Below are 26339 nucleotides of genomic sequence, written 5' to 3'. Positions count from 1 at the left end.
TTATTGCCCTTTAGGGGGTTGCTGTGCAATTATGCTCTTCTGTCGTGATCCGGCGAAGATACCCTCTTCGCCTTTCTTTTGTCCAGACAATTTTAACGGGAGTTCCAGTTGATGCGGTTCAACGAAGAAGAAATAGAGAAACGTCGCACCTTCGCCATCATCAGTCACCCCGACGCCGGTAAGACTACCATAACCGAGAAGCTGCTGCTCTTCGGCGGCGCGATCCAGCAGGCGGGCGAGGTCAGGGCCAGGAAGTCGGCGCGCCATGCCACCAGCGACTGGATGGAGATGGAGAAACAGCGCGGCATCTCGGTCACCTCCTCCGTGATGAAGTTCACCTATCGCGACTTCGAGATCAACCTCCTCGATACCCCCGGTCATAATGACTTTTCGGAAGATACCTACAGAACCTTAACCGCGGTCGACTCTGTCCTGATGGTTATCGACTCGGTCAAGGGTGTCGAGAGCCAGACCAAGAAGCTCCTGGAGGTCTGCCGGCTGCGCCACACGCCGATCATGACCTTCATCAACAAGCTGGACCGTGAGGGTCGCGAGCCGCTTGACCTCCTCGACGACATCGAGAGCACCCTCAACATCCAGTGCGCCCCCATGACCTGGCCCATCGGCATGGGCAAGCGTTTCCGCGGCACCTACCACCTCTACACCAAGGAGATCACCTTCTACGATCCCGAGGCGGATCGCGGGGTAGGGCAGGTCGTCACGGTCAAGGGACTCGACGATCCCCTCCTGGACGAACTCCTCGGCAGCCAGGTCGAAGAGCTGCGTAACGACGTCGAGCTCCTGGAAGGCGCGGCACATCCGTTCGACGCCGAGGCCTACCTTGCCGGCAAGCAGACCCCGGTCTTCTTCGGTTCCGCCATCAACACCTTCGGGGTGCAGCAGCTCTTGGACTCCTTCGTGGAGAACGCACCGTCGCCGCTGCCGCGCGAGACCGTCAGCCGCACGGTGGATCCCTACGAGGAGCCCTTCACCGGCTTCACCTTCAAGATCCAGGCGAACATGGATCCCGCGCACCGCGACCGCATCGCCTTCTTCCGCATCTGCTCCGGCAAGTTCGTGCGCGGCATGAAGGTGAAACACCTGAGGCTTGGCCGCGAGATGCAGATCTCCAACGCCACCATCTTCATGGCCCAGGACCGCACCAACGTTGACGAGGCCTACGCGGGCGACATCATCGGCATCCACAACCACGGCACCATCAAGATCGGCGATACCTTCACCCAGGGCGAAGATCTTAAATATACCGGCATCCCGAACTTCGCGCCGGAGCACTTTCGCAAGGTGCGCATCCTCAACCCGCTCAAGTCCAAGTCGCTGGAGAAGGGTCTGGTGCAGCTCGCCGAGGAGGGGACCACCCAGGTATTCCGCCCGCTCATGGGGGCGGACTGGATCGTAGGAGCGGTCGGCATGCTGCAGTTCGACGTGGTCATGCACCGCCTGGAGCACGAGTACGGCGTCAAGGCCGCCTACGAGCCCGTTTCCTACGTCACCGCGCGCTGGGTCACCGGCGACCGCAAGAAGCTGGACGAGTTCCAGAAGAAAGAGGCGATGAACCTCTACCTGGACGGTGAAGGGAACCTCGCCTACCTGGCGGGGAGCCAGTGGCGCCTGGACAACACCATGGAGAACTGGAAGGAGTTAAGCTTCCACGCCACCCGCGAACACAGCTAGAGTAGCCGTCGATCCCGTCCACCGTCTGACCGGTCGGACCACTCCTGCCGGCCAGACTTAACAGAAAGCCCGACCATGCCCACCACATCCGAATCCACCGCCGCCGTCCCGGGAAACACGAGCGCCGCAGGCGGCGCCCTGCTCGTCCTTGCCGCCGCCACCCTCTGGGGCTCATCCGGCACCGCCCAGGCCCTTGCTCCCGGCGGCGTCAGCCCCTGGAGCGTCGGTGCCTTTCGCCTCCTGGTGGGAGGCGCAGCCCTCATGGTCCTCGCCTTGTTGAAGGGCGGCCTCGGCAAAGGGCGCTGGCCCTTTTGGGGCACCCTCGCCGCCGGCGGTTTCGTCGCCATCTACCAATTGACCTTCTTCACCGCCGTGCACCGGACCGGCGTCGCCGTCGGCACCCTGGTCGCCATCGGCAGTTCCCCCGTTATCGCCGGTGTCCTCGGGTTCGTCGTAAGGGGAGAACGCCCCGGACGAGCCTGGGGGATCGCCACCGTGCTTGCCTTGGCCGGCTGCAGCCTGCTCGTGACCGGTGGCGGTGGCATCGCTGTTGATGTTCTTGGCATCCTGCTGGCCCTTGGCGCAGGCACCTCCTATGCCTGCTACACCATGGCCATCAAGGTGCTCCTTCCCGGGCGAAGCTCGGAAGCGGTCATGGCCGTCGTCTTTTGCCTGGGTGCCTTCCTGCTCCTGCCGGTACTTTTCCTGACCGACATTACCTGGGTGGCCACTCCCCGCGGCACCATGGTGGTGTTGTACCTCGGCGTTGTCATCACCGCCCTGTCGTACTGCCTTTTCGCCATGGGGCTGCGCAGCATCCCGGTGGCCTCGGCCGTCACCCTTTCGCTGGCCGAGCCTCTGGTCGCCGCCCTGTTGGGGATCCTCTTTCTGGGCGAGCGCCTGACCCCGGCGGCCCTTGCCGGTATCCCCCTCCTCTTCGCCGGCCTCGCCGTCCTTGCCTACTCCATGTCCGGCAAGAGAGCCGTATAAACAATAAGGGGCGCCGTCACCGGCGCCCCTTGTTGTTTGTTCATCCCGTCTCTATCGATGCCGTGGTCCGGCAGGCCCTGTAGGGGCGAATAATCATTCGCCCGTCGTTTCCGCGTCTCCTCCCGCCGGCACCCTTGCTACTCGCAGATCCCCAGAAAATCCAGCAGCCTCTCCCAGGAAGCATTCACCACCTGCGTCTCCGCGATCCCCGCCTCAGCCGCCAGTTGCAGCGCCTGGTCGAACATCCCGACCCCCTGGCAGATGTGCGCGTCGCTTCCGATCATGACCCGCGCCCCGATCCTGGCGCACAGGCGGGCGATCTCGGCGCAGTTGTCGTTGCTCCCCTTGCGGCTCACCGCGGCGAGCGAGGAGTTGTTCAGCTCCAGCGCGGTGTCGGTGGCGAGCGCACCCATGACCACCTCTTCGTAGTGGAGCGGGAAGATCGGGTTTCCCGGGTGGGAAATGCATTTGACAAGTGGGTTTTCCATGACGGCCAGCAGGGTCCTGGTGTTGCGGTCCCGGTCCTGGCCGCAGATGCCGCAGTCCTCGTGGAAGCCAGCCATGACGTAGTCGAGGCTTTCCAGGACATCCTGCTCCAGGTCGAGCCGTCCGGCGTGGTCGAGGATATTGGCCTCGACGCCGCGGAAGATCCTGACGCCGGCGATGGTCGCGGGGACGAAGCGCATGGCGCAGAAGTGGTAGCGGTGCGGACCGCCGGGAAGTCCCGGGCCGTGGTCGGTGATGCCGAGCCCGCGCAATCCCGCTTGGGCGGCGGCATTGGCCAGTTCGTTGATGGTGGAGTAAGCGTGCCCCGAGGCGAGGGTGTGAGTGTGCATGTCGGCTATGATTTTCATGGCCTGGACTATTTCATAGCGGAAAGTAAATGTCAAGGCGACGGCAGCCGTGCATCTCCCGAACCCTCTCCCGGAGGGCGTGGGGCAGGACCATTTGGTTCTAACTTTGAAAAGGCGTGCCTCCGGGACCTCAGTTGCCCTCTGTGCCCTCTGTGGTTACGCTTTGCCTTTTGCTGCAGGCACAAAAAAGGGCGTACCTTGCGGCACGCCCTTTTCGCGTTTCTTGAAGAAACTAATTACTTCGCAACAGCCTTGATAGCGCTCATTGCAACTTCTTTGTACGGGTTAGCGAAGAGGATGATGAGGCAAACAACGAGGGCGTAGATTGCCAGGGACTCGATCATCGCCAGACCGATCATCATGGTGGTGAGGATTTTGCCGGAAGCGCCCGGGTTACGGGAAACGCCTTCAACTGCGCTCTTGACTGCCAGACCCTGACCGATGCCGGTGCCGAGGGTGCCGAGAGCCATGCCGATGCCTGCTGCGAGTACACACATAGTAAAGAATTCCATTTGTTTCTCCTTTGCTGCGTATTTTTCCTAAATAGTATAGGAATTAAAGTGTTTTCTACGTTCTGAGTTCTACGTTGAGAGGCGTCGGTCTGGCTCTAACGTAGAACGTAGAACATAGAACCGGTTCTCAACGGCTTCTGGTTTTAGTGCGCGTGCTCCAGCGAGCCCTGGATGTAGATCATGGCCAGGAGCATGAACACGAAGGCCTGGATGAAGGAAACGAGCACGCCCATCAGCATCATCGGCAGCGGCACCATGAAGGGGGCCAGGCCGAAGAAGATGATCAGGACCAGCTCGTGGCCGTTCATGTTGCCGAAGAGACGCAGGGTCAGGGAGATCACGCGGCTCAGGTGGCCGATCACCTCGATGAAGAACATCATCGGAGCGAGCCAGGCGATGGGGCCCAGGAAGTGCTTGATGTAGCCGGCGCCGTGCTCCTTCACCCCCACGATGTGGGTGGTGATGAAGACGACGACCGCGCAGGCCGCGGTGGTGTTGATGTTCGCGGTCGGCGGGAAGAAGCCCGGGATCAGGCCGATCAGGTTGGAAACCAGGATGAACAGCGCCAGGGTCGCGACCAGCGGGAAGAACGGACGGCCGTGCTCGCCCATGGTCTCAACCAGCATGTTCTCGATGCCGCCCACGATGACTTCCATGAAGTTCTGCGCGCCGGACGGAACGGCCTGCAGCCTCTTGGTGGCCACGATGGAGAAGAGCACCAGGCCGATCATGATCAGCCAGGTATAAACGACGGCGTCAGCGCTGGCCTCGGAGAAACCGAGGGGGTGCAGCAACTCACGGAAAAACTGAAGGAACAAAAAGGGATGAACCATGCAACTAGCCTCCTTTGCGGGTCGACAGATATATCGAAAAAGCAATTATGTTGAGAACGAGGACCGAGAGCCCGATCACCAGGCCGAAGATGTCGGCCTTGAGGACTACGATCAAGAGGTACAAAAAAGCCGCCATGATGGCCAGCCGTAACACGTAGCGCATGATCGCGAAGCGCGATGCGTTGCGCGGCTGCAGCCTGAGCGCCGCTTCCAGCCCGGCCCGGATCCAGAAGAAGTTGGCCAGGGCCAGCATCCCCCCAACGAACAGCGATGCGCCGAACCTCGGGGAGAACAGCAGCGCGCCCGCCGCGCCGAGTACGGCGCTCAGCAGCAGGCTCCCCCGGACCAGCCAGGAGAAGATGTTACTCTCGTTTATCCTTGTCTCCGCCATCGCGCAGTTCTTTGCCCGCTAATATGAAGATGTTGCGGAAACCTGCCGCAATGCCGAAGAACAAGAAGATGAAGAAAAACCAGGGGTCGGTCCCGAGCCAGTGGTCCAGTTTCAACCCGACAAACACGCCGATGGCAATGGCCACCGCGAAGGAGATCCCCATGGTGGAGATCATGCCCAGTGTCCTGAGCAGGTTCTTTTTTTCCTCATCCATGATGGTGTGTCCTCTTTCCCGTATACAAATCACGGGTAGAAAACCAAGGCTAAATAGCACGCCAACGGTGCTAATGTCAATTAATTTCCAAGACGCGCCTTAACAAAAATAACGATTTATCGCGGCATCCCGTCGCCGGGCCGGCTTTGCCATACCCGTCCCGATCATTGTAACAGTAGCGTGCTGCCGCTGCCAACAAGCTTCGTGGGCAGTTTGACGCGGGGGCGCGGCCGCACTTTTCTGTCCCGGCCGTGTAAAAGTTCGTTGCGTCATCAGTTAGCGTTAAGTAGAATGAGCCAATTTTGTTGTCCCAGCTGAAACGTTTTCTGAACCAGAGTCGAACGGCTCAAGGAGGTAACGGATGTCGGCGAAGCTTGGCGAGATGTTGCTCAAGGTGGGAGCGTTGACCAAGGCGCAACTGGACCAGGTGCTGCGGGCCCAGGCGGTCTATGGTGGCAGGCTCGGCACCAACCTGGTGGAGATGGGGCTGGTCCCGGAAGAGGAACTGGCCCACGTGCTGAGCGAACAGATGGGCGCCCCTTGCGTGGAGCCGGCCGAGTTGAGCACCATCCCGGACCAGGTGTTGCGCCTGGTTCCGCTTGAGCTGGTGCGACGCTACCGCGTGGTTCCCATCAGCAGCGAGGGGAAGCGGCTCTCCCTCGCCATGGCCAATCCCCACGACTTCCAGGCGCTCGAGGAGATCGGCTTCGTTACCGGGATGGTGATCAAGCCCAGGATCTGCCCCGAGATCAGGTTGAACCTCGCCCTGGAGAGATACTACCGGATCACCCGTCCCACCCGTTTCATCCAGGTGGACGGCGGGTACCAGAACCGTTTTGAAGCCATCGGCAAACACGAGGTCGGTTTCGCAGGGACCGCGGAAGACCCCGACCTCATGCCCGTGGGCGAGTCGGTCTTCGCCGACCGTGTCAGCGTCAAGGAACTGGCCGACATGATGTCCGGCGCGGGGAACGAGAAGGAGGTGGTGCAGGCGCTGATCACCTACATATCCGGGGAGTTCGACCGTGGCGGATTCCTGCGCCTCAAATCGGGAACGGCGGTGGGCGTCCAGGCGGTCGCCGAGGGCGTCGCCGTGGAAAGTTTCGCCGGTTTTGAAGTGGAAATCGGGAAGATGGCCCATCTGCAGCGCATGGTTGAGGAAAAGGGGCTGGTACTGTGCGAGTTCGCGGCCGGCGACGCCGAGGGTAACCTGGTCCGCGCCATGGGCGGCAAGCTCCCCGCGCCGGCCCTGCTCCTTCCCGTTTCGCTCGGGGGGCACGTGGTTGGCGCCATTTGCGCAAGCGACAGCAAGGGAAGGCTCGGCGGCGGCGCCTTCGAACTGCAGCGGGTGGGTGTCATGGCCGAGCTCAGCCTGGAAATGCTCTCGCTGCGCCGAAAGATCCAGAGCGCTTAAGGCAGGTCATGCCGTCCGGGCGGGATCCGGAAACACATGTGCTACAACGCGGGGCGTCACCAACAGGTGACGCCCCTTTTCATTCCTCCTTCTGCAAAGTGGTGGCGTTGATGCGTGTCGCCCGCCAAGCGCTGCCCGTGCAGCAGCGTTCCCCCCTTTGCGAAGGGGGGGACAGGGGGATTTGCTCTTTGCCGCCCACAAGCAGCCCATTCCCGTTGCAGCCACGGGCCGACCCGGTAGAATAATTGGCGTTGTTTAATGCGAGTTTCCGGACGTCATCCTGCTGGCCCCAGTCGCCGCACCCCTGGTGCGGCGCCGGACGGAGGAGGTGCGACATGGCGGCACGACTCGGTGAGATGTTGTTGCGGATAGGAGCGCTGGACGCGTCCCAGTTGGAACAGGTGCTGAACGCCCAGGCGATCTACGGCGGCAGGCTGGGGACCAACCTCGTGGAGATGGGGCTCGTGGAAGAGGATCAGCTGGCGCGGGTCCTGAGCGAGCAGCTCGGCGTCCCCTGCATGGATAACGATCTGCTGGTGGCGATTCCACACAGCCTGCTGGAGCTGTTGCCGCTGGAACTGGTGGCGCGCTACCGGGTACTGCCCGTCTCCCTGGACGGCAAGCGCTTGGTGGTGGCCATGGCCGACCCGTCTGATTTCAAGGCCCTCGACGAGATCGGCTTCATCACCGGATTGGTGATCCTTCCGCGCGTCTGTTCCGAGCTTCGCCTGAGCATAGCGCTGGAGCGCTTCTACGGGATCAAGCGCCCGATGCGGTTCATCCCCGTGCAGGGAGGCGTCCGCTCCAGGTTCGCTCCTGCCGACCTTCAGCCGGCCGTGCTGGAAGACGATCCGGAGGGGACCGCCCAACCGGAGCGGATCTCCCTTGCCGACCTGGCCGATCGGCTCGCGGCGGCCTCGGCCGAACAGGAAGCGGTCCAGGCGCTGCTTTGCTACGTCGCCGGGGAGTTCGACCGTGGCGCCCTGGTGAAGCTGAAGAACGACAACCTCGTGGGTGTCCAGGCGGTGGCGGCGGGGGTCCCGGTACCCGGTTTCTGCGGCTGTGCCCTCTCCCTGCGGGAGGCGCCGCAATTACAGCGCGTGGTGCGGGAGCGCAACGTGTTTCTCGGGGAAGTTTCCGCCGGAGCGGAGGGCGCCCTGCTGCGGGCCATGGGGGGAGAGCTTCCCGGGGCGGCGCTCCTGGTGCCCCTCACGCTTGGGGGGCAGGTCGCCGGGGTGATCTGCGCCCACGACAGCCACGGGCGCCTCGGCGGCGGCGCCTTCGAACTGCAGCGCGTGGCGGTGATGGCGGAACTGAGCCTGGAGATGATCACGCTGCGCAAGAGGATCGTCTCCGGCTGAAGAGGGCGTAGTCCCTCGCCGGCTTCAACTCACCAGAAAAAAAGGGGATAGGGTCAAGGCCGCCATGAAAAAAGGCGCCCGCGGTGAACGCGGGCGCCTTTTTGTTTGCGCGAAGCCGAAAAGGTCAGGCTAGAGGGCCTTGAAGCACTTGGCCGCGGCGGCGATGGTCTTCTCCAGGTCCTTCTCGGTGTGGGACGCGCCCACGAAGGCGGTCTCGAACTGCGAGCAGGCCAGGTAGATCCCCTCCTCGAGCATGCCGCGGAAGTAGGTGGCGAAGGCCTTGGTGTCGCACTTGGCGGCGCTGTCCCAGTTGTACACCGGCTCCTTGGAGAAGAAGCCGCAGAACATGGAGCCGACGCGGGTGGAGTAGAGCGGGAAGCCGGCGTCCTTGGCGGCCTTGGCGATACCCTCGGCGACGAACTTGCTCTTCTCCTCGAGCTTCTCGTAGAAGCCCGGCTCCTGCAGAAGCTTCAGTGTCTCGATGCCGGCGGTCATGGCCAGCGGGTTGCCGGAGAGGGTGCCCGCCTGGTAGACGCCGCCCGCAGGGGAGAGCTGGGACATGATTTCCTTCTTGCCGCCGAAGGCGCCCACCGGCAGACCGCCGCCGATGATCTTGCCCAGGGTGGTGAGGTCCGGGGTGATGCCGAAGCGCTCCTGGGCCCCGCCGTAGGCGACCCTGAAGCCGGACATGACCTCGTCGAAGATGAGCACGATCCCTTCCTCGGTGCAGATCTCGCGCAGTCCCTCGAGGAACCCTTCCTGCGGCGGCACGGTACCCATGTTGCCCGCCACCGGCTCGACGATGACGCAGGCGATGGTCCCCTTGTTGGCGGCCACCAGGGCGCGCACGGAGTCGAGGTCGTTGTAGGTCGCGGTCAGGGTGTGCTTGGCGAGGTCCGCCGGGACGCCCGGGGAGTCGGGCACGCCGAAGGTGGCGAGGCCCGAGCCCGCTTTCACCAGCAAGGAGTCGGAGTGGCCGTGGTAGCAGCCGGAGAACTTCAGGATGTTGTCACGCCCGGTGTAGCCGCGGGAAAGGCGGATGGCGCTCATGGTCGCCTCGGTCCCGGAGCTCACCATGCGCACCATCTCGATGGAGGGGACCGCCTTGATCACCATCTCGGCCAGGGTGATCTCCAGTTCGGTCGGCGCGCCGAAGGAGGCGCCGCTCTCGGCGGCCTTCTTGATCGCCTCGACCACCTTCGGGTGGCAGTGTCCGACGATCATCGGCCCCCAGGAACCGACGTAGTCGATGTAGCCGTTGCCGTCCTCGTCGAAAATCATGGGGCCGGCAGCGCTCTTTATGAACAGCGGATCGGAGCCTACCGAGCGGAAGGCACGCACGGGGGAGTTGACCCCGCCGGGGATGGATTTGAGCGCCTGCTGAAAGAGTTGCGACGAACGGCTGTTTTGCATGACTGGGTTCTCCTAACTGGCTGGAAATTATTAACTATCGGGGTCTCTGGTAGCATAGCGGCGGATATTCTGTCAAGAATTAAAAAGTTTTCTCGTATACGGCCGGAGGGGGTGACGGAGGCGCAAGCGGGGGGAAGGCCTAAGGGTGTAATACAATTTGAAAAAAAGTATACGTGGTTCTGTAAACGGTTCGAGGATAATTGGATAATTTCTGCTTGACAAAGATGGTGAAATGAAATAATTTTCGGTCGCAATGTTGTATACAGTATACTTTTTCGAAGGCGCAGCGCTTGCTAACTGTCGGAAGCAGCGGGGCTTGTTGGTCGAGAAGCGTGCAGTATACGGCATTTGCGCGTGTTTGGAAAGAAATTAACAACAAACCTGGTGGTACGGGAGGATAAGGGATGCTTGGTGCATATCTGCCAATCTTGGTGCTGGTCGTCATAGCGTGCTTGTTCGGTCTGGGGTCGGTGGTCTTTTCATCGCTCATCGGCCAGAAGAAGCCGTCTCAGGTAAAGCTTGCACCTTACGAGTGCGGTTGCGAGCCGGTAGGCAGCGCACGCGAGCGCTTCTCGATCAAGTTCTACCTGATCGCGATGCTCTTCATCCTGTTCGATATCGAGGCCGTGTTCATGTACCCCTGGGCCGTCCTGTTCAAGCGCCTGGGCATGTTCGGCCTGGTCGAGATGGGTCTGTTCATCGTCATACTCTTCGTAGGCTACATCTACGTTTGGAAAAAAGGAGCACTGGAATGGGAGTAACTCAGCCGCTGGGCGACAACATCATCACGACTTCCCTGGACAGCCTGGTTAACTGGGCTCGGAAGTCCTCCATCTGGCCGATGACCTTTGGTCTTGCCTGCTGCGCGATCGAGATGATGGCGACCGGTGCGGCCAAGCACGACCTGGACCGTTTCGGTATCATCTTCCGCGCCTCCCCGCGTCAGTCCGACTGCATCATCATCGCCGGCACCGTGACCAAGAAGATGCTCCCGGTCATCAAGACCGTATACGAGCAGATGCCGGAACCGAAGTGGGTGGTCGCCATGGGCGCCTGCGCCTGCTCGGGCGGCATCTTCGACACCTACTCCGTCGTGCAGGGTATCGACGAGGCCCTGCCGGTGGATGTCTACATCCCGGGGTGCCCGCCGCGTCCTGAGGCCCTTCTCTACGGCCTCATGAAGCTCCAGGACAAGATCGCCAACGAGAAGAACTCCTTCGGTTCTTCCATCGGCTTGGGCGAAAGACTCGAACCCGCCGCGTAATCTACAACGACCAAAGGGAAAGGTAAGGCTGACATGGCAGAAAATAATCGCGCTGTAGTGAAGCTGAAGGAGCGTTTCGCGGATGCCCTGCTCGAATACAAGGAGCATCGCGGCGAGGTGACGGTGACCGTGAAGAAGGAGAGCATCCTCGAGGTACTGAAGTACCTGAGAGACGACCTGCGCTACAACTTCTTGTCCGACGTCACCGCCGTCGACTATCTGGGTCAGGAGCCGCGTTTCATGGTGGTCTACCACCTCCTCTCCATCCCCAACAAGGACCGCGTCAGGGTAAAGGCGCCGGTGACCGAGGCGGACTGCTCCATCGACTCCGTCACCCCCCTCTGGAACTCCGCCAACTGGCTGGAGCGCGAGGCGTACGACCTGTTCGGCATCAACTTCAAGAACCACCCGAACCTGGTGCGCATCTTGATGACCGACGACTGGGTCGGGCACCCGCTCAGGAAGGACTACCCGCTCCAGGGACCCGACCGCGAGCCGTACAAGGGGCGTCTGTCGTAAGACGGATCCAGTTCGAAACCAGGGACGATTTCCATTTCCAAAAAATAGAGGCGATCAATGGCTAGTGAAATAATGACTTTGAACATGGGGCCCCAGCACCCCAGTACCCACGGCGTTCTCAGGCTCGTAGTGGAGCTGGACGGCGAGGTGATTCAGAAGATCACCCCTCACATCGGTTACCTGCACCGGGGCATCGAGAAGCTCTCCGAGCACCGCACCTACCACCAGACCCTGCCCCTCACGGACCGCATGGACTACCTGGCCCCGATGCACAACAACCTGGGCTACGTGCTGGCGGTCGAGAAGCTCCTGGGACTCGACGTCCCCGAGCGCGCGAAGCTCGTGCGCGTGATCATGGCCGAGCTCACCCGTCTTAAGAGCCACCTGGTCTGGATCGCCTGCCACGCCCTCGACATCGGCGCCATGACCGTGTTCCTCTACGCCTTCCGCGAGCGCGAGCTGGTGATGGACCTCTACGAGATGGTTTCCGGCGCCAGGATGACCTCCAACTACTTCCGCGTTGGCGGCCTGTCCCGCGACCTCCCGGCCGGCTTCGAGCAGAAGGTCCAGGAGATCGTCGACACCTTCCCGGGTCACTTCGACACCTACGAGGGGCTCCTCACCAAGAACACCATCTGGCTGCAGAGGACCATCGGTAACGGCGTCATCTCCGCCGAGGACGCCATCGACTTCGGCATCTCCGGCCCGGCCCTCAGGGGCTCCGGCGTCGACTTCGACCTCAGACGCGACCTCCCCTACTCCGGCTACGAGAACTTCGAGTTCAAGGTACCGGTCGGCGAGAACTGCGATACCTTCGACCGCTACAAGGTCCGTCTGGTCGAGATGCGCGAGTCGGTGAAGATCATCGACCAGGCCCTCAAGCGGCTGAAGCCCGGACCGATCCTGGCCGACGCGCCGCAGGTCTGCTACCCGCCGAAGGAGAGCGTGTACAACTCCATCGAGGGTCTCATCCACCACTTCAAGATCGCTTCCGAGGGCTTCCCCGTCCCCGAGGGCGAGGTTTACATGGCAGTCGAGAATCCGAAAGGGGAGCTCGGCTACTACATCGTGTCGGACGGCGGCAACATGCCGTACCGCATGAGGGTCCGCCCGCCGTCATTCGTGAACCTGGGCGCCATCGAGAAGATGGCCAAGGGCTCCATGCTGGCCGACCTGGTTGCCATCATCGGAACGCTGGACATCGTACTTGGCGAAATCGACCGTTAGTTTAATCAACAAGTAAAGGAGATGGGGTAAATGTCTAACGCTCCAGCCGAAGAAATTCCGGCCGAAGAAATCGATCTGACCGAGGCCAACGAAATCATCGACAAGTACCTCACGCTGCCGGGCAACCTCATGCCGGTTCTGCAGGGGATTCAGGACGCTTACGGGTTCGTCCCGAAGCCGACCATTGACCTGGTCGCCGAGCGGCTGAACGTCTACCCGAGCCAGATCTACGGCGTGCTCACCTTCTACGCCCAGTTCCACCTGAAGCCGCGTGGCAAGTTCATCATCAGGGTCTGCGTCGGTACCGCCTGCCACGTGCAGGGGGCCGAGCGCATCACCGAGACCTTCTTCGGGCGTCTCGGCATCGGGCACGCGGAGACCACCGAGGACCTGCGCTACACCTTCGAGAAGGTGGCGTGCCTGGGTGCCTGTGGCATGGCTCCTTTGGCCATGGTGAACGACGACACCTACGGCAAGATGACGGTCCAGAAGGTGGACGAGATCATTGAAACCTACAACGCGCGGCCGATGAAGTAGCCGAGACGTCAATTTCTCAGCAGGGGACCTTTTGTCATGAGCGATAACGCAGGAATCAAAATACTTATCTGTCAGGGTACCGGCGGCATCTCGGCCGGCGCCAAGCAGGTCGAGGCCGAGTTCACCAGGCTGATCGCCGAGAAGGGGATCGTGGCCCAGGTCGGCAAGCGCTGCGACGTCGTCAAGACCGGCTGCCGTGGCCTGTGCGCCAACGACGTGTTGGTTGACGTCATCACCCCTGAGCTGGGCCGGATCACCTACGACTTCGTGGTACCCGAGGACGTCGCGGCGATCCTCGACCAGCACATCGTGGCCAACGAGGTCATCGAGAAGAAAAAGGCCAAGGCCTACTACAACACCTTCGTCGACCAGCAGATGCGCGTGGTCATGACCGGCTGCGGCCAGATCGACCCGGAGCGCCTGGACGCCTACCTCGAGGAGGACGGCTTCAAGGCCATCGAGAAGTGCGTCAAGGAGATGAAGCCGGCCGAGGTCATCGACGAAGTAAAGAAATCAGGGCTTCGTGGCCGTGGGGGCGGGGGCTTCCCGACCGGCATGAAGTGGAGCTTCTGCGCCGCTTCCCCGGGCAACCACAAGTACCTCATCTGCAACGCGGACGAGGGCGACCCGGGCGCGTTCATGGACCGTTCCATCCTCGAAGGCGACCCGTACTGCGTCATCGAGGGGATGATGATCGCGGCCTACGCCATCGGCTGTGACGCAGGCTATGTCTACGTCCGCGCCGAGTACCCGCTCGCCATCGACCGTCTCCAGAAGGCGCTCGACACCTGCTACGAGAAGGGGTACCTGGGCAAGAACATCCAGGGTTGGGGCTTCGACTTCGACATGAGGATCAAGAAGGGCGCCGGCGCCTTCGTCTGCGGCGAGGAAACGGCACTCATGGCCTCCATCGAGGGCGAGCGCGGCATGCCGCGTCCCCGTCCGCCGTTCCCGGCGGTCAAGGGTCTCTGGGGTTTCCCGACCAACATCAACAACGTTGAGACCTTCGCCAACGTACGCCACATCATCAACAAGGGCTCGGCCTGGTACGCAAGTCTCGGCACCGACACCACCAAGGGGACCAAGATCTTCGCGGTCACCGGCAAGGTGAAGCACACCGGCCTCGTCGAGGTTCCCGCCGGTATGTCCGTGCGCGACGTTATCTACCAGGTCTGCGGCGGCATCGCCAACAACCGCAAGTTCAAGGCGGTTCAGGCGGGCGGCCCCTCCGGCGGCTGCATCCCGGCCGAGGTGCTCGACACCCCGGTCGACTACGACTCGCTGATCAAGGCGGGCGCCATGATGGGTTCCGGCGGTCTGGTCGTCATGGACGAGACCACCTGCATGGTCGACGTGGCCCGCTTCTTCCTGACCTTTACCAAGATGGAGTCCTGCGGCAAGTGCGTTCCCTGCCGTATCGGCCTGAAGGCGATGCTCGACATCCTCGAGCGCATCACCGAGGGTCGCGGCGAGATGGCCGACATCGATACCCTGCTGGAAATGGGCGCCACCATCAAGAAAGCGTCCCTGTGCGGTCTGGGCCAGACGGCCCCGAACCCGATCCTCTCCACCGTGAAGTACTTCCGTCACGAGTACGAGGCGCACATCCAGGACAAGCGTTGCCCCTCCAACTCCTGCAAGGAGCTGCTCCTGTGGCAGGTGGTCCCCGAGAAGTGCGTCAAGTGCGGCGCGTGTCTCAGGGCCTGCCCGTCCAACGCGATCAAGTGGGAGAAGGGCGAGGTCGCCGAGCTGATCAAGGAAAACTGCACCAAGTGCAAGTCCTGCTACGACGCCTGCCGCTTCATGGCCATTGAATAAAACGGTTCAACGTTCCGGGTTTTCCGACCCGGAACGAGCCGAACGCCTACGTTGAATATTGAACGTTGAACCGATTTCAGGGAGACAGAGGTCGAGATGGTAAATCTTACGATAGACGGAAAACAGGTTGCGGTAGAAAAGGACGCCACCATTTACGACGCCGCCAAGGCTTGTGGCATCAAGATACCGATCCTTTGCCATGACAAGAAACTGCATCCGTTCGGCGGCTGCCGCATGTGCCTGGTCGAGGTCGAGCAGATGAAAGGCCGCCTCATCCCGGCCTGCACCACCCCGGTCACCGAGGGGATGATCGTGCAGACCACCACCGACGAGATCGTCAAGGCCAGGAAGCTGGTGCTGGAGCTCCTGCTCCTCAAACACCCGATCGACTGCCCGGTCTGCGATGCCGCCGGCGACTGCGACCTGCAGAACCTCACCTACGAGTACAAGGTGAACATGAACCGTTTCGTGGACGAGAAGTTCAACCACGAGATCGACTACGAGAACCCGCTCATCGAGCGCGACATGAACCGCTGCATCCACTGCGGCAAGTGCGCGAGGATCTGCGACGAGATCGTGTCCTACGGTGCCTACACCTTCATCAACCGCGGCATCGAGGCCAAGATGGGTACCGAGTTCGACGGTCCCCTGAACTGCGAGTTCTGCGGTTCCTGCGTCTCGGTCTGCCCGGTCGGCGCGCTCAACTCCCGCCCCTTCAAGTTCAAGGCCCGCTGGTGGGCGCTGCAGAAGACCAAGAGCGTCTGCTCCTACTGCGGCACCGGCTGCCAGCTGACCCTGGGCTCCAAGGACGGCAAGGTGCTCACCACCATCTACGACGAGAACCAGGGCTTCCATAACGGCCAGCTCTGCACCCGCGGCCGCTTCGGCTACCAGTTCGTCAACTCCGACAAGCGCCTCACCGCGCCGCTCGTCCGCAAAAACGGCAAGCTCCAGGAAGCGACCTGGGAAGAGGCCCTGGCTGAAGTCACCTCCAGGCTCTCCGCCGGCAAGAGCGACCCGGCTTCGGTCGCCGCCCTCGCCACGCCGCGCCTGACCAACGAGGAGCTCTTCCTGTTCGAGAAGCTCTTCCGCGGCACCGTCGGCACCGACAACATCGACCACTCCGCCGGCTACGCCCACGAGGCGCTGACCAAGGGCGCCGTCGCCTCCTTCGGCGTGGCCGCCTCCCCGGCCGAGATCGCCGACGTGCAGAAGTCCAACCTCCTCCTCGTGGTGAAAAGCGACGCCTACGAGACCCACCCGGTCATCGGCTTCGAGATCAACCTCGGCGTGAAGAGGAAAGGGATCGCACTCAGGATCGTCTCCGACAAGAAAGGGAAACTGACCCGCCTGCCGGGCGCCAAGACCACCGTCCACGCGCCGGGTAACGAAGTCGCCCTCTTCAACGCCCTCTGCAAGTCGGTCATCGACCAGGGCCTCGCCGCTGAAGGCGTCGCCGGTCTCGATGCACTGAAGGCCGCCGTGGCCGACGCTTCCGCCGAGAAGGCGGGGGTAACCGCGGAAGAGGTCGCCGCCATCGCCAAGGAGTTCGCCTCCGCCGAGAAGGCGCTCATCATCCTCCCCATCGGCCAGGGCTACCCCGGCCACAACGCGGCGCTCGCCAACGCGGCCGCGAACCTTGCCATCCTCACCGGCCAGTACGGCAAGGAAGGCGCGGGCCTGTTGATCATGGGCGAGAAGAACAACAGCCAGGGTGCCGTCGACATGGGCATCTACCCGAAAGGGACCGGCCTCAACGCCGCCGCGATCATCGACGGCTGCGCCAACGGCAACGTGAAGACGCTCTTCGTCGCCGGCGAGAACCCGGTGGTCTCCTACCCGAACCGCAAGAAGGTGGAGAAGGCGCTCGAGAACGTCGAGTTCATGGTGGTCTCCGATCTGTTCCTGACCGAGACCGCTGCCATGGCCGACGTCGTGCTCCCGGCCTGCTCCTTCGCCGAGAAGAGCGGCACCTTCACGAGCCTCGGCCGCAGGGTCCAGAACGTCAGGAAGGCGATCCCCGCCATCGGCCTCGCCAAGAGCGACTTCGAGATCCTGAACGCGCTCTCCCAGGCCTTGGGCGGCGCACGCTACAACAACCAGGGCGAGGTCTTCACCGAGATCGCGGCATCCGTCCCGGCCTACAAGGGGCTTACCCAGGCAGGCCTCAAGGACGAAGGCGCCGTCTACCCGGTGACCCTCTCCGCCAAGCTGGTCCCGGCGGCTGCCAAGGCCGCGGTGCAGGCCCCCGGCAAGCTGGCCCTCGTTACCGGCAGCGCGCTCTACCACTGCGGCACCATGAGCCGCTTCGGGGAAGGCCCCATGTACGTCTGCCCGGACGCCTACGCCGAACTGAACGTCGCCGACGCGGCGGCGCTCAAGATCGCCGAGGGCGACCAGGTCACCGTGACCTCCGGCACCGGCGCGGTGAAGGTTGCCGCCAAGGTCGGCAAGAGGGTGCCCCAGGGCGTGGTCTTCTCTCCGTACCACTTCGGTGAGGGGAGCGTCAACACCATCACCGACGGTTCGGAAGTCACCTACGTCACCGTCGCGAAGCAATAACTGACAGCTAGAAAATCTATACAAGAGGGGAAGACTATCAGATGGATACGCTAATCTTAGGACTGCCGGTCGCGTACTACATAGCCATGGTTGCCAAAGTGCTCGTAGCTTTCGTCTTCGTGCTCCTTACCGTGGCCTACGCCACCTACGCGGAGCGCAAGATCATCGGGCACATGCAGGTGCGTCTGGGTCCCATGAGGACCGGCTGGCACGGGCTGCTGCAGCCGATCGCGGACGGCGTCAAGCTGTTCTTCAAAGAGGAGATCGTTCCGTCGCAGGCGAGCAAGTTTGCCTTCCTGATCGCTCCCCTCGTCGCCCTGATCCCGGCGTTCATCTCCTTCGCGGTCATCCCCTTCGGTGACACCGTGACCATCGGGGGGTACACGGTACCGCTGCAGATCGCGGCCTACTACGACCAGGCCGGCAAGCAGGTCTTCGACGTCAACGTCGGCGTCCTCTACATCCTGGCCATGGCGTCCCTGGGCGTCTACGGCATCGTGCTCGCCGGCTGGGCCTCCAACTCCAAGTACTCGCTTCTTGGCGGCCTGCGCTCCGCGGCACAGATGATCTCCTACGAGCTCGCCGCTGGTCTTGCCATCATCTCGGTGTTCATGCTCTCCGAGAGCCTCTCCCTGCACAAGATCGTCGCCGATCAGGCGGGCGGCGCATGGTACGCCTTCAAGCAGCCGCTGGCCTTCGTGATCTTCTTCATCTGCTCCCTGGCCGAGATCAACAGGACCCCGTTCGACCTTCCCGAGGCCGAGACGGAGCTGGTCTCCGGCTTCTGCACCGAATACTCCTCCATGAAGTACGCGATGTTCTTCATGGCAGAATACGCCAACATGATCACCGTCTGCGCCGTCACCACCACCCTGTTCCTGGGCGGCTGGCACGGCCCGGCCTTCCTCCCCGGCTGGTTCTGGTTCATCGCCAAGGTGTACTTCCTGATCTTCCTCTGCATGTGGATCAGGGCCACCTACCCGCGTTACCGTTACGACCAGTTGATGCGTCTTGGGTGGAAGGTGTTCCTGCCGCTCACCCTGGTCAACGTGATGGCGACCGGCCTCTGGGTCATGTTCATCAGCAAGTAGAGAGAGAGTCAAGCTACACAACTTCTAGGCGAGGTGCCGCAAATGATAATGCCGCTCATCAAAGGTCTTCAGATCACCATTTCACATATGTTCAAGAAGCCGGTCACGCTGCAGTACCCGACCGAGCGTCCTGACGTCAAGCCTGGCTTCCGTGGACTGCACGCGCTCAACGTGTCCCATGACAAGGCCAAGTGCGTTGCGTGCTACCTTTGCCCCACCGTCTGCCCGGCCAAGTGCATCACGGTCGAGGCGGGCGAGGACCAGAACCACGACAAGTACGCTGCCAAATACGAAATCGACATGCTGCGCTGCATCTTCTGCGGCTACTGTGTGGAAGCGTGCCCGGTTGACGCGATCCGGATGACGGAACAGTTCGAACTCGCCAACTACTCGCGCGCAGACTTCACCTACACCAAAGACAGACTCTTAGAAAAGAAATAAAGGAGCAGCAATGGAATCGATCTTCTTTCTCGTCGTGGCTGCGGTGGCCGTTATTTCCAGCATACTCGTGGTCACCTGCAAAAACCCGATCAACAGCGCGCTGTCGCTGGTGATGACCTTCTTCTGCCTGGCGACCTTCTACGTCATGCTGGACGCCCCGTTCATGGCGGCCACCCAGGTGATCGTCTACGCCGGAGCCATCATGGTATTGATCATCTTCGTGATCATGCTCCTGAACGTGAGGGTTGAGACCGTGAAGCGCGGCACCCACGCGGTGGTCGCCGGAAGCGCCATTGGCCTGTTCGTTCTCTTCCAGACCGTCTGGTTCCTGATGAAGGGCTCCATGACCGGCAAGGTGGGCGACATGACCAAGGAGCAGATCGTGAGTGTCGGCCACGTCGAGCTGATCGGCAAGGCGCTCTTCACCGACTTCCTGCTGCCGTTCGAGGTCACCTCGGTGCTGCTTTTAGCCGCGATCGTCGGCGCCGTCATCCTGGCCAAAAAGAAAATCTAACGCTACGAGGGGAACAGACATGCTAGCGATCGAAAATTACCTGATTGTTTCGGCCATACTCTTCGCCATCGGGACCATCGGGGTCCTGACCAAGAGAAACGCCATCGTCATCTTCATGTGCATCGAGATGATGCTGAACGCGGTGAACCTGACCTTCATCGCCTTCTCCAGGCACCTGGGCAACATCGACGGACAGATCTTCGTCTTCTTCGTCATGACCGTGGCCGCCGCCGAGGCAGCCGTCGGTCTCGCGCTGATGATCGCCTTCTTCAAGAATCGCGAGTCCATCGACGTCGAGGACGTCAACCTGCTGAAGCTCTAGAAGCGGGGCTTCAGGCCGCCGCCACTGGACGCGCTCAGCTGCGGGCGGAGCAATCCGCGACAGTCACAAGCGAATGGGCGGCGACGTGCCGCTTGCCAAGATACGACTTATAAGAATACAGAACAAAGGAGTCAGGGATGTTTGATTTAGTATGGTTGATCCCACTGTGCCCTCTCATCGGCTCGGTCATCAACGGCCTACTCGGCAAGAAGATAAAGAACGAGACGGTCATCGGCGGTATCGCCGCCGGTAGCGTGTTCGCCTCCTTCATGGTCGCCTGCGGGATCCTGTTCCAGCTCCTGAGTCTGCCGGGCGAGGAACGGGTAATCCAGAAGACCATCTTCACCTGGATCCAGTCGGGTACCTTCAAGGCCGATATCGGCTTCCTGATCGACCCGCTGTCCGCAACCATGCTGATGATCGTGACGGGGATCGGTTTCCTGATCCACCTCTACTCCATCGGCTACATGCACGGTGAGGAAGGGTTCTACCGCTATTTCTGCTACCTGAACCTCTTTACCTTCTCCATGCTCTGCCTGGTGTCGGGCAACAACCTGCTCCTCATGTTCATCGGTTGGGAAGGCGTGGGTCTGTGCTCCTACCTCTTGATCGGCTACTACTTCCACAAGAAGAGCGCCGGCGACGCAGGCAAGAAGGCATTCGTGATGAACAGGGTCGGCGACTTCGGTTTCCTCCTCGGTCTCTTCACCCTCTTCTACTACCTAGGCACCAACCACAACGTCTGGACCATCAACTTCGTGGAGCTCGCGAAGAACGCCGACCTCCTGGTCCCGGGCGCCGTGGTCACCACCGTCTGTCTCTGCTTCTTCCTGGGCGCCACCGGTAAGTCCGCCCAGATCCCGCTCTACACCTGGTTGCCGGACGCGATGGAAGGCCCGACTCCGGTCTCCGCGCTCATCCACGCCGCCACCATGGTCACCGCCGGCGTCTACATGATCGCCCGCATGAACTTCATCTTCATCAAGAGCCCGACCGCGCTCCTCGTGATCGCCTGCGTCGGCGCCGCCACCGCGCTCTTCGCGGCGACCATCGGCACCGCCCAGAACGACATCAAGCGCGTCCTCGCGTACTCCACCGTTTCCCAGCTCGGCTACATGTTCCTGGCCATGGGGGTCGGCGCCTTCACCGCCGGCGTGTTCCACCTGATGACCCACGCCTTCTTCAAGGCCTGCCTGTTCCTCGGTTCCGGCTCCGTCATCCACGGCATGCACCATGCGCTGCACCACGAGCACTCCGAAGCTGACCCGCAGGACATGAGGAACATGGGCGGACTGAGGAAGAAGATGCCGATCACCTTCATCACCTTCCTCCTGGCGACCATCGCCATCGCCGGTATCCCGGGCTTCGCCGGCTTCTTCTCCAAGGACGAGATCCTCTGGCAGGCGTTCGCCAACCCGCACCACCATGCCGTCAACTACGTCCTCTGGGGCGCGGGCGCCATCGCAGCAGGCCTCACCGCCTTCTACATGTTCCGCCTGGTGTTCATGACCTTCTTCGGCCAGACCCGTCTCTCCGAGAAAGCCTTCCACCACCTGCACGAGTCCCCGTGGGTCATCACCGTGCCGCTGGTCTGCCTGGCGACCCTCTCCGTGTTCGGCGGCTGGATCGGCGTGCCGAAGGTGCTCGGCGAAGTGCTCGGCGAAATGCCGAACTACTTCGAGCACTGGCTTGAGCCTGTCTTTGCTTACTCCACTCATTACACCGAGGCGCATGGCGCGCACGGCCTCCACTCCGTGGCTCTCGAGTGGGGCCTCATGGGCACCTCCGTCCTGATCGCCTGCGGCGGGATCGGTCTCGCCTACGCGTTGTACATCGTCGCACCGGGCTTCCCGGAGAAGTTCACCTCCACCTTCCCGGCGCTGCACCGCGCGGTCTACAACAAGTGGTACGTCGACGAGATCTACGACTTCGCCTTCGTCAACCCCTGCAAGGCCCTGGGCAACTTCCTGTGGAAAGGGTTCGACGTGCTGGTTGTCGACGGCATCGTGAACGGCGTGGCCGCCGTGGTTCGCGGCTTCTCCGGTATCCTGCGCTACGTGCAGACCGGCTTCGTTCACAACTACGCCTTCACCATGGTGTTCGGCGTGGCCCTGATCGTCGCGGTGTACATCTTCCGCTAAGACACGAGACTTGAGATAATTTTGACCTGTAAGTAAAAGGAGCAGAGTAAATGAACCAGCTACCGTTACTGAGCATATTAACCTTCACACCGCTGATCGGGGCGATACTGCTCCTCTTTGTGAACAAGAACAGCCACGGCGTGCTCCGTACCATCGCCATGGCGGTTACGGTGGTGACGTTCGTCCTCTCGTTGCCCCTGATCACCGGGTACAACGCGCCGGGGAGCGACATCGGCGGTTTCCAGTTCCTCGAGAATGTGCCCTGGATCGCGGCCGGTCCCTTCCAGATGAGCTACCATCTGGGCATCGACGGCATCAGCCTCTGGCTCGTCATCCTGACCACCTTCATCATGCCCATCGCCATCCTCTCCACCTACACGGCGGTTGAGGAGAAGGTGAAGGAATACATGATCTGCCTCCTGCTCCTCGAAGTCGGCATGGTCGGCACCTTTATCTCGCTCGACCTGTTCCTCTTCTACATCTTCTGGGAGATCATGCTGATCCCGATGTACTTCATGATCGGTATCTGGGGCGGCAAGAACAGGATCTATGCGGCAGTCAAGTTCTTCATCTACACCGCGGTCGGTTCGCTCCTCATGCTGGTCGCATTGATCTCGCTCTACTTCAAGGCGGGCGGCGGCGACTTCAGCATCCTGCGCTTCTACCAGCTGCACCTCGACCCGACCACCCAGATGTGGATGTTCCTGGCCTTCGCCCTGGCCTTCGCCATCAAGGTCCCGATGTTCCCGCTGCACACCTGGTTGCCGGACGCCCATACCGAGGCGCCGACCGCCGGTTCCGTGATCCTGGCCGCCGTCATGCTGAAGTGCGGTACCTACGGTTACGTTCGTTTCGCCATGCCGCTGTTCCCGGATGCCAACGCGCAGTTCACCCCGCTCATCGCCACCCTCTCCGTGATCGGCATCATCTACGCGTCGCTGGTCGCCATGGTGCAGCAGGACGTCAAGAAACTGGTTGCTTACTCCTCGGTGGCCCACCTGGGCTTCGTCATGCTGGGCGTCTACGCGCTGAACCAGCAGGGCGTCACCGGCGGCATGCTGCAGATGCTCAACCACGGCGTTTCCACCGGCGCATTGTTCCTTATCGTCGGCTTCATCTACGAGCGTCGTCACACCCGTCTCATCACCGACTTCGGCGGCCTGGCCAAGCAGATGCCGGTCTTCGCCACCATGTTCATGATCGTGACCTTCTCCTCCATCGGCCTGCCGGGCACCAACGGCTTCGTCGGTGAGTTCCTGGTGCTCCTGGGCTCCTTCGAGAGCAACCTGCGCTGGTACGCGATTATCGCCACCTCCGGCGTCATCCTTTCCGCCGTCTACATGCTCTGGATGTTCCAGAGGGTGATGTTCGGCGAACTGAGCAACCCGAAGAACCAGACCCTGAAGGACCTGAACGCCCGCGAAGTCATCATCATGCTGCCGCTCATCGCGCTGATCTTCTTCCTGGGCATCTACCCGCGCCCGATCATCGACACCATGGCGCCGTCCATCGACAGGCTGATCGCGCAGACCAAGGTTCAGAAGCAGGTAGCACAGGTAGCGGCACCGGCCGCGATGGCGCTTCCCCCGGGCCACATGGCAGTACCCGAAGCAGGTGCGGCTCCCGCAGGTATGCCCGCAGGTCACCCGGCCATGCCGGAGGCAGGCGCGGCGCCCGCAGGCATGCCCGCAGGACACCCGGCCATCCCCGCAAACAACGAAGCAAAATAGACCGCTTAGAACTACTGACGGAGGATTATAGATGGAAACAATTGCTATGCCGGCCATAAACCTGGCAGTGATCATGCCTGAGATCCTACTCTCATGCATCGCCATGGTGCTGCTGCTCGTCAACGTCTTCGTGCCGGGCAAGAACAAGGCCTACCTCGGTTACCTGAGCATCATCGGCCTTGCAGTGACCGCGGCGAGCGCGGTGGGCGGCTGGGGGCCGTCGGTATCAGCGTTCAACGGATCGGTAGTGCAGGACAACTACGCAATCTTCTTCAAGATCATCTTCATCGTTTCCGCCGGCCTTGCCATCCTGATCGCGGACCGCTACATGGTCCAGGAGGATTGCAACCAGGGCGAGCTCTACCCGATGGTTCTCTTCGCCACCGTCGGCATGATGCTGATGGCTTCCGGGACCGACCTGATGGTCATCTTCCTGGGCCTCGAGCTCCTTTCCATCCCGCTGTACATCCTGGCAGGCTGGAACCGTGACAGCCTGGCGTCCAACGAGGCCGGTCTCAAGTACTTCCTGCTTGGCGCCTTCTCCACCGGCTTCCTGCTCTACGGCATGGCGCTCACCTACGGCGCGACCGGCAGCACCAAGATCCAGGCCATCTCCTCCTACGTGATGAGCAACCCCGGCGTTGCCAGCAACCCGCTCTTTGTAGTGGGCATGCTGCTGATCGCCGTCGGCTTCAGCTTCAAGATTGCCGCCGCACCGTTCCACATGTGGACCCCGGACGTCTACCAGGGTGCGCCGACCCCGATGACCGCGTTCATGTCCGCCGGCCCCAAGGCCGCCGGTTTCGCGGCCTTCATCCGTGTCATGATCTTCGCCTTCCCGATGCTGAGGGCCGAGTGGAGCGATCTGCTCTGGGTGCTGGCCGTCTTGACCATGACCGTCGGTAACATCATCGCCCTCTCCCAGGACAACGTGAAGAGGATGCTGGCGTACTCCTCCATCGCCCACGCCGGTTACGCGCTGGTAGGTTTCGCCGCCGTCAACGCCGAGGGTGCTGCGGGCATCCTGTTCTACATGCTCTCCTACGCCTTCATGAACATCGGCGCCTTCGCCGTCATCGTCCTGATCACCAAGAAGGGCGAGGTCAACGGCAACGTGCAGGATCTGGCAGGTTTCGGTCACAAGAAGCCGCTTCTGGCCATGGTGCTCAGCATCTTCCTGTTCTCCCTGGCCGGCATGCCGCCGACCGCCGGTTTCATCGGGAAGTTCTATCTCTTCTCTGCCGCCATCAAGGCCGGTTACGTCTGGCTCGCCATCATCGGCGTACTGAACTCCGCCGCGTCCCTGTACTACTACCTGCGTGTCATGGTCTTCATGTACATGAAAGACCCGACCGAAGACTTCGAGTGGGCAGGTGCCACCCCGGCCATCGCCCTCTGCCTCGTGCTTGCCGTAGGTGCCACCCTGGTCCTCGGCGTAGTCCCGGGCACCGTTCTCGAGCTGGCGCAGAAAGCAGTTCAGTTCTAAGGCAAGCGTAAATAGCAGCATCAAAGAGGGCACCCGAATCCGGGTGCCCTCTTTGCGTTTGTAGACCGTACGTGACCCTGTAGGGGCGAATAATCATTCGCCCGTCCACCTGCCCTCACACCGCATAACCAACAAAAACATAACGCCCGCCCCTGCGAAACCCTGTCCACGAAGCGCTGAGCCCCCCCTTCAATGAAGGGGGCACAGGGCGGATTTGCCTTTGGTCCACGCCACGCCCAGTTTGACACCCACCCCCGTCTTGGTAAATATTCATCTTGCTTTCCACCCCATACCCCTCAACGAGGTGCTTAATGGCGACCTCATTCATTCCGCGAGCGAAAATAACACCTACCCCTACTCCTCTTGACAATATCCCAGCCAATGGGATACGGTGATTACCCCTCCTCCCCCAGGTTGTCCGGGACGGTATTGATGCCTTGATGATGGAAATACGAATAGGCGGACCTGTACGAGGGAACTGGCCGCACTACTCGAAGCTGTCCGGCACGGAGCATCACTGTCACGTGGAAGGGGGAGGCCGACATATGTGGCTGTATGGCGAGAGGATAAACGCGAAGTCCGATTGGTCGAGGTGATATATGCGGGCACTCACGAACAAGCCCCGTACTGAAAAGAAGATTGAAGCACGCTTCGAAGGAAGCTATGCCGAGATGGTGAAACTGCGCAGGATGGCGCAGACTCTGAGGGTGAAGGATCTCACCGAGTGGGCATTGGAAGAAAAAGAGCTCTACACTCCTGAGGAAGTGTCGCCGGAGCTGGCATGGAACTGCGGCGGAGTGGCCATCCGTGGCGCCCGCGGCAAAGAGGGGTTGACGCAGAGACAGTTAGCCGAACTGACCGGTATAGCGCAGCACCATATCAGCGAGATGGAGAATGGCAAGCGCCCCATCGGCAAGGAAACCGCAAGAAGGCTGGCCGACGCCCTCAATATTGATTACCGCGTATTCCTGTAGAAAGACAAAGACAGTTTCTCCTTCTGCCGTTCTTGCCGC

General features: G+C 61.5%; 25 protein-coding genes. 19 read left to right on the top strand and 6 right to left on the bottom strand.

Features of this window, described 5'->3' with window-relative positions:
• Positions 1–111 precede the first annotated feature (111 nt).
• Entirely contained in the window at positions 112–1692 is a 1581-nt protein-coding gene (locus KOL99_RS02065) for a peptide chain release factor 3 (RefSeq protein WP_407931842.1), read from the top strand.
• 75 nt (positions 1693–1767) lie between these two features.
• Entirely contained in the window at positions 1768–2682 is a 915-nt protein-coding gene (locus tag KOL99_RS02060) for an EamA family transporter (protein ID WP_216508837.1), read from the top strand.
• A gap of 137 nt (positions 2683–2819) precedes the next feature.
• On the opposite strand, the gene KOL99_RS02055 is transcribed toward KOL99_RS02060, so the two are convergent.
• The 5 genes from KOL99_RS02055 to KOL99_RS02035 all read right to left on the bottom strand — a co-directional run bounded on the left by KOL99_RS02055 (position 2820) and on the right by KOL99_RS02035 (position 5486).
• Complete coding sequence (locus KOL99_RS02055; protein ID WP_216508836.1) at positions 2820–3536, bottom strand: phosphatase; 717 nt, start codon at positions 3534–3536, stop codon at positions 2820–2822.
• Positions 3537–3772: 236 nt separating this feature from the next.
• A complete protein-coding gene (gene atpE / locus KOL99_RS02050) occupies positions 3773–4048 on the bottom strand; it encodes an ATP synthase F0 subunit C (protein ID WP_199391134.1) in 276 nt (91 codons plus the stop codon).
• A gap of 143 nt (positions 4049–4191) precedes the next feature.
• Positions 4192–4881 (bottom strand): F0F1 ATP synthase subunit A, encoded by a 690-nt coding sequence (gene atpB, locus KOL99_RS02045; protein WP_199391133.1) that lies wholly within the window; start codon positions 4879–4881, stop codon positions 4192–4194.
• 4 nt (positions 4882–4885) lie between these two features.
• A complete protein-coding gene (locus KOL99_RS02040) occupies positions 4886–5272 on the bottom strand; it encodes an ATP synthase subunit I (RefSeq protein WP_216508835.1) in 387 nt (128 codons plus the stop codon).
• The gene (locus KOL99_RS02035) at positions 5244–5486 is read right to left on the bottom strand and encodes an AtpZ/AtpI family protein (RefSeq protein ID WP_216508834.1); all 243 of its coding nucleotides are present in this window, start codon (positions 5484–5486) and stop codon (positions 5244–5246) included. Before KOL99_RS02035 ends, KOL99_RS02040 begins: the two co-directional genes overlap by 29 nt.
• A 361-nt stretch (positions 5487–5847) precedes the next feature.
• Here KOL99_RS02035 and KOL99_RS02030 point away from each other — a divergent pair, with 361 nt between their 5' ends.
• Positions 5848–6900, top strand: a complete 1053-nt coding sequence (locus tag KOL99_RS02030; protein WP_216508833.1) for a GspE/PulE/PilB domain-containing protein — start codon at positions 5848–5850, stop codon at positions 6898–6900.
• A 335-nt stretch (positions 6901–7235) separates the two neighbouring features.
• A complete protein-coding gene (locus tag KOL99_RS02025; protein WP_216508832.1) occupies positions 7236–8261 on the top strand; it encodes a GspE/PulE/PilB domain-containing protein in 1026 nt (341 codons plus the stop codon).
• Positions 8262–8390: 129 nt separating this feature from the next.
• On the opposite strand, the gene hemL is transcribed toward KOL99_RS02025, so the two are convergent.
• Positions 8391–9674, bottom strand: coding sequence for a glutamate-1-semialdehyde 2,1-aminomutase (hemL, locus tag KOL99_RS02020; RefSeq protein ID WP_216508831.1), 1284 nt, complete (start codon positions 9672–9674; stop codon positions 8391–8393).
• Between the two features lie 404 nt (positions 9675–10078).
• Here hemL and KOL99_RS02015 point away from each other — a divergent pair, with 404 nt between their 5' ends.
• The 15 genes from KOL99_RS02015 (at position 10079) to KOL99_RS01945 (ending at position 26300) form a co-directional block, all read left to right on the top strand.
• On the top strand, positions 10079–10435 hold the full coding sequence (locus tag KOL99_RS02015) for an NADH-quinone oxidoreductase subunit A (protein WP_216508830.1): 357 nt from the start codon (positions 10079–10081) through the stop codon (positions 10433–10435).
• Positions 10426–10938, top strand: a complete 513-nt coding sequence (locus KOL99_RS02010; RefSeq protein ID WP_216508829.1) for an NADH-quinone oxidoreductase subunit B — start codon at positions 10426–10428, stop codon at positions 10936–10938. Before KOL99_RS02015 ends, KOL99_RS02010 begins: the two co-directional genes overlap by 10 nt.
• Positions 10939–10971: 33 nt before the next feature.
• A complete protein-coding gene (locus KOL99_RS02005; protein ID WP_216508828.1) occupies positions 10972–11457 on the top strand; it encodes an NADH-quinone oxidoreductase subunit C in 486 nt (161 codons plus the stop codon).
• 57 nt (positions 11458–11514) lie between these two features.
• Positions 11515–12684 (top strand): NADH dehydrogenase (quinone) subunit D, encoded by a 1170-nt coding sequence (nuoD, locus tag KOL99_RS02000; RefSeq protein WP_216508827.1) that lies wholly within the window; start codon positions 11515–11517, stop codon positions 12682–12684.
• Positions 12685–12714: 30 nt separating this feature from the next.
• A complete protein-coding gene (gene nuoE, locus KOL99_RS01995) occupies positions 12715–13221 on the top strand; it encodes an NADH-quinone oxidoreductase subunit NuoE (RefSeq protein ID WP_216508826.1) in 507 nt (168 codons plus the stop codon).
• A 36-nt stretch (positions 13222–13257) separates the two neighbouring features.
• Positions 13258–15039: an NADH-quinone oxidoreductase subunit NuoF gene (nuoF, locus tag KOL99_RS01990; protein ID WP_216508825.1), complete on the top strand. Its 1782-nt coding sequence runs from the start codon at positions 13258–13260 to the stop codon at positions 15037–15039.
• A 96-nt stretch (positions 15040–15135) separates the two neighbouring features.
• Positions 15136–17601 (top strand): molybdopterin-dependent oxidoreductase, encoded by a 2466-nt coding sequence (locus tag KOL99_RS01985; protein WP_216508824.1) that lies wholly within the window; start codon positions 15136–15138, stop codon positions 17599–17601.
• 41 nt (positions 17602–17642) lie between these two features.
• Positions 17643–18692, top strand: coding sequence for an NADH-quinone oxidoreductase subunit NuoH (nuoH, locus tag KOL99_RS01980; protein WP_216508823.1), 1050 nt, complete (start codon positions 17643–17645; stop codon positions 18690–18692).
• 42 nt (positions 18693–18734) lie between these two features.
• A complete protein-coding gene (nuoI, locus tag KOL99_RS01975; protein WP_216500200.1) occupies positions 18735–19133 on the top strand; it encodes an NADH-quinone oxidoreductase subunit NuoI in 399 nt (132 codons plus the stop codon).
• 10 nt (positions 19134–19143) lie between these two features.
• The gene (locus tag KOL99_RS01970; protein ID WP_216508822.1) at positions 19144–19647 is read left to right on the top strand and encodes an NADH-quinone oxidoreductase subunit J; all 504 of its coding nucleotides are present in this window, start codon (positions 19144–19146) and stop codon (positions 19645–19647) included.
• A 19-nt stretch (positions 19648–19666) separates the two neighbouring features.
• On the top strand, positions 19667–19969 hold the full coding sequence (gene nuoK, locus KOL99_RS01965; protein WP_216508821.1) for an NADH-quinone oxidoreductase subunit NuoK: 303 nt from the start codon (positions 19667–19669) through the stop codon (positions 19967–19969).
• A gap of 137 nt (positions 19970–20106) precedes the next feature.
• Positions 20107–22110 (top strand): NADH-quinone oxidoreductase subunit L, encoded by a 2004-nt coding sequence (nuoL, locus tag KOL99_RS01960; protein WP_216508820.1) that lies wholly within the window; start codon positions 20107–20109, stop codon positions 22108–22110.
• Between the two features lie 50 nt (positions 22111–22160).
• The gene (locus tag KOL99_RS01955; RefSeq protein ID WP_216508819.1) at positions 22161–23840 is read left to right on the top strand and encodes an NADH-quinone oxidoreductase subunit M; all 1680 of its coding nucleotides are present in this window, start codon (positions 22161–22163) and stop codon (positions 23838–23840) included.
• A gap of 31 nt (positions 23841–23871) precedes the next feature.
• The gene (locus KOL99_RS01950) at positions 23872–25326 is read left to right on the top strand and encodes an NADH-quinone oxidoreductase subunit N (RefSeq protein ID WP_216508818.1); all 1455 of its coding nucleotides are present in this window, start codon (positions 23872–23874) and stop codon (positions 25324–25326) included.
• 599 nt (positions 25327–25925) lie between these two features.
• Positions 25926–26300, top strand: a complete 375-nt coding sequence (locus KOL99_RS01945) for a helix-turn-helix domain-containing protein (RefSeq protein WP_216508817.1) — start codon at positions 25926–25928, stop codon at positions 26298–26300.
• Positions 26301–26339: the final 39 nt, after the last annotated feature.

This window comes from Geomonas azotofigens (assembly GCF_018919395.1).
Taxonomy (GTDB): Bacteria; Desulfobacterota; Desulfuromonadia; order Geobacterales; family Geobacteraceae; genus Geomonas; species Geomonas azotofigens.
The sequence above is the reverse complement of the archived record's forward strand: the minus strand, read 5'-3'. Positions and strand labels throughout refer to the sequence as shown.

Excerpts from the sequence above, each read along its gene's own strand:
- KOL99_RS02065 (WP_407931842.1), top strand. The coding sequence starts at position 112 with ATGCGGTTCAACGAAGAAGAAATAGAGAAACGTCGCACCTTCGCCATC.
- KOL99_RS02060 (WP_216508837.1), top strand. The coding sequence starts at position 1,768 with ATGCCCACCACATCCGAATCCACCGCCGCCGTCCCGGGAAACACGAGC.
- KOL99_RS02055 (WP_216508836.1), bottom strand. The coding sequence starts at position 3,536 with ATGAAAATCATAGCCGACATGCACACTCACACCCTCGCCTCGGGGCAC.
- atpE (WP_199391134.1), bottom strand. The coding sequence starts at position 4,048 with ATGGAATTCTTTACTATGTGTGTACTCGCAGCAGGCATCGGCATGGCT.
- atpB (WP_199391133.1), bottom strand. The coding sequence starts at position 4,881 with ATGGTTCATCCCTTTTTGTTCCTTCAGTTTTTCCGTGAGTTGCTGCAC.
- KOL99_RS02040 (WP_216508835.1), bottom strand. The coding sequence starts at position 5,272 with ATGGCGGAGACAAGGATAAACGAGAGTAACATCTTCTCCTGGCTGGTC.
- KOL99_RS02035 (WP_216508834.1), bottom strand. The coding sequence starts at position 5,486 with ATGGATGAGGAAAAAAAGAACCTGCTCAGGACACTGGGCATGATCTCC.
- KOL99_RS02030 (WP_216508833.1), top strand. The coding sequence starts at position 5,848 with ATGTCGGCGAAGCTTGGCGAGATGTTGCTCAAGGTGGGAGCGTTGACC.
- KOL99_RS02025 (WP_216508832.1), top strand. The coding sequence starts at position 7,236 with ATGGCGGCACGACTCGGTGAGATGTTGTTGCGGATAGGAGCGCTGGAC.
- hemL (WP_216508831.1), bottom strand. The coding sequence starts at position 9,674 with ATGCAAAACAGCCGTTCGTCGCAACTCTTTCAGCAGGCGCTCAAATCC.
- KOL99_RS02015 (WP_216508830.1), top strand. The coding sequence starts at position 10,079 with ATGCTTGGTGCATATCTGCCAATCTTGGTGCTGGTCGTCATAGCGTGC.
- KOL99_RS02010 (WP_216508829.1), top strand. The coding sequence starts at position 10,426 with ATGGGAGTAACTCAGCCGCTGGGCGACAACATCATCACGACTTCCCTG.
- KOL99_RS02005 (WP_216508828.1), top strand. The coding sequence starts at position 10,972 with ATGGCAGAAAATAATCGCGCTGTAGTGAAGCTGAAGGAGCGTTTCGCG.
- nuoD (WP_216508827.1), top strand. The coding sequence starts at position 11,515 with ATGGCTAGTGAAATAATGACTTTGAACATGGGGCCCCAGCACCCCAGT.
- nuoE (WP_216508826.1), top strand. The coding sequence starts at position 12,715 with ATGTCTAACGCTCCAGCCGAAGAAATTCCGGCCGAAGAAATCGATCTG.
- nuoF (WP_216508825.1), top strand. The coding sequence starts at position 13,258 with ATGAGCGATAACGCAGGAATCAAAATACTTATCTGTCAGGGTACCGGC.
- KOL99_RS01985 (WP_216508824.1), top strand. The coding sequence starts at position 15,136 with ATGGTAAATCTTACGATAGACGGAAAACAGGTTGCGGTAGAAAAGGAC.
- nuoH (WP_216508823.1), top strand. The coding sequence starts at position 17,643 with ATGGATACGCTAATCTTAGGACTGCCGGTCGCGTACTACATAGCCATG.
- nuoI (WP_216500200.1), top strand. The coding sequence starts at position 18,735 with ATGATAATGCCGCTCATCAAAGGTCTTCAGATCACCATTTCACATATG.
- KOL99_RS01970 (WP_216508822.1), top strand. The coding sequence starts at position 19,144 with ATGGAATCGATCTTCTTTCTCGTCGTGGCTGCGGTGGCCGTTATTTCC.
- nuoK (WP_216508821.1), top strand. The coding sequence starts at position 19,667 with ATGCTAGCGATCGAAAATTACCTGATTGTTTCGGCCATACTCTTCGCC.
- nuoL (WP_216508820.1), top strand. The coding sequence starts at position 20,107 with ATGTTTGATTTAGTATGGTTGATCCCACTGTGCCCTCTCATCGGCTCG.
- KOL99_RS01955 (WP_216508819.1), top strand. The coding sequence starts at position 22,161 with ATGAACCAGCTACCGTTACTGAGCATATTAACCTTCACACCGCTGATC.
- KOL99_RS01950 (WP_216508818.1), top strand. The coding sequence starts at position 23,872 with ATGGAAACAATTGCTATGCCGGCCATAAACCTGGCAGTGATCATGCCT.
- KOL99_RS01945 (WP_216508817.1), top strand. The coding sequence starts at position 25,926 with ATGCGGGCACTCACGAACAAGCCCCGTACTGAAAAGAAGATTGAAGCA.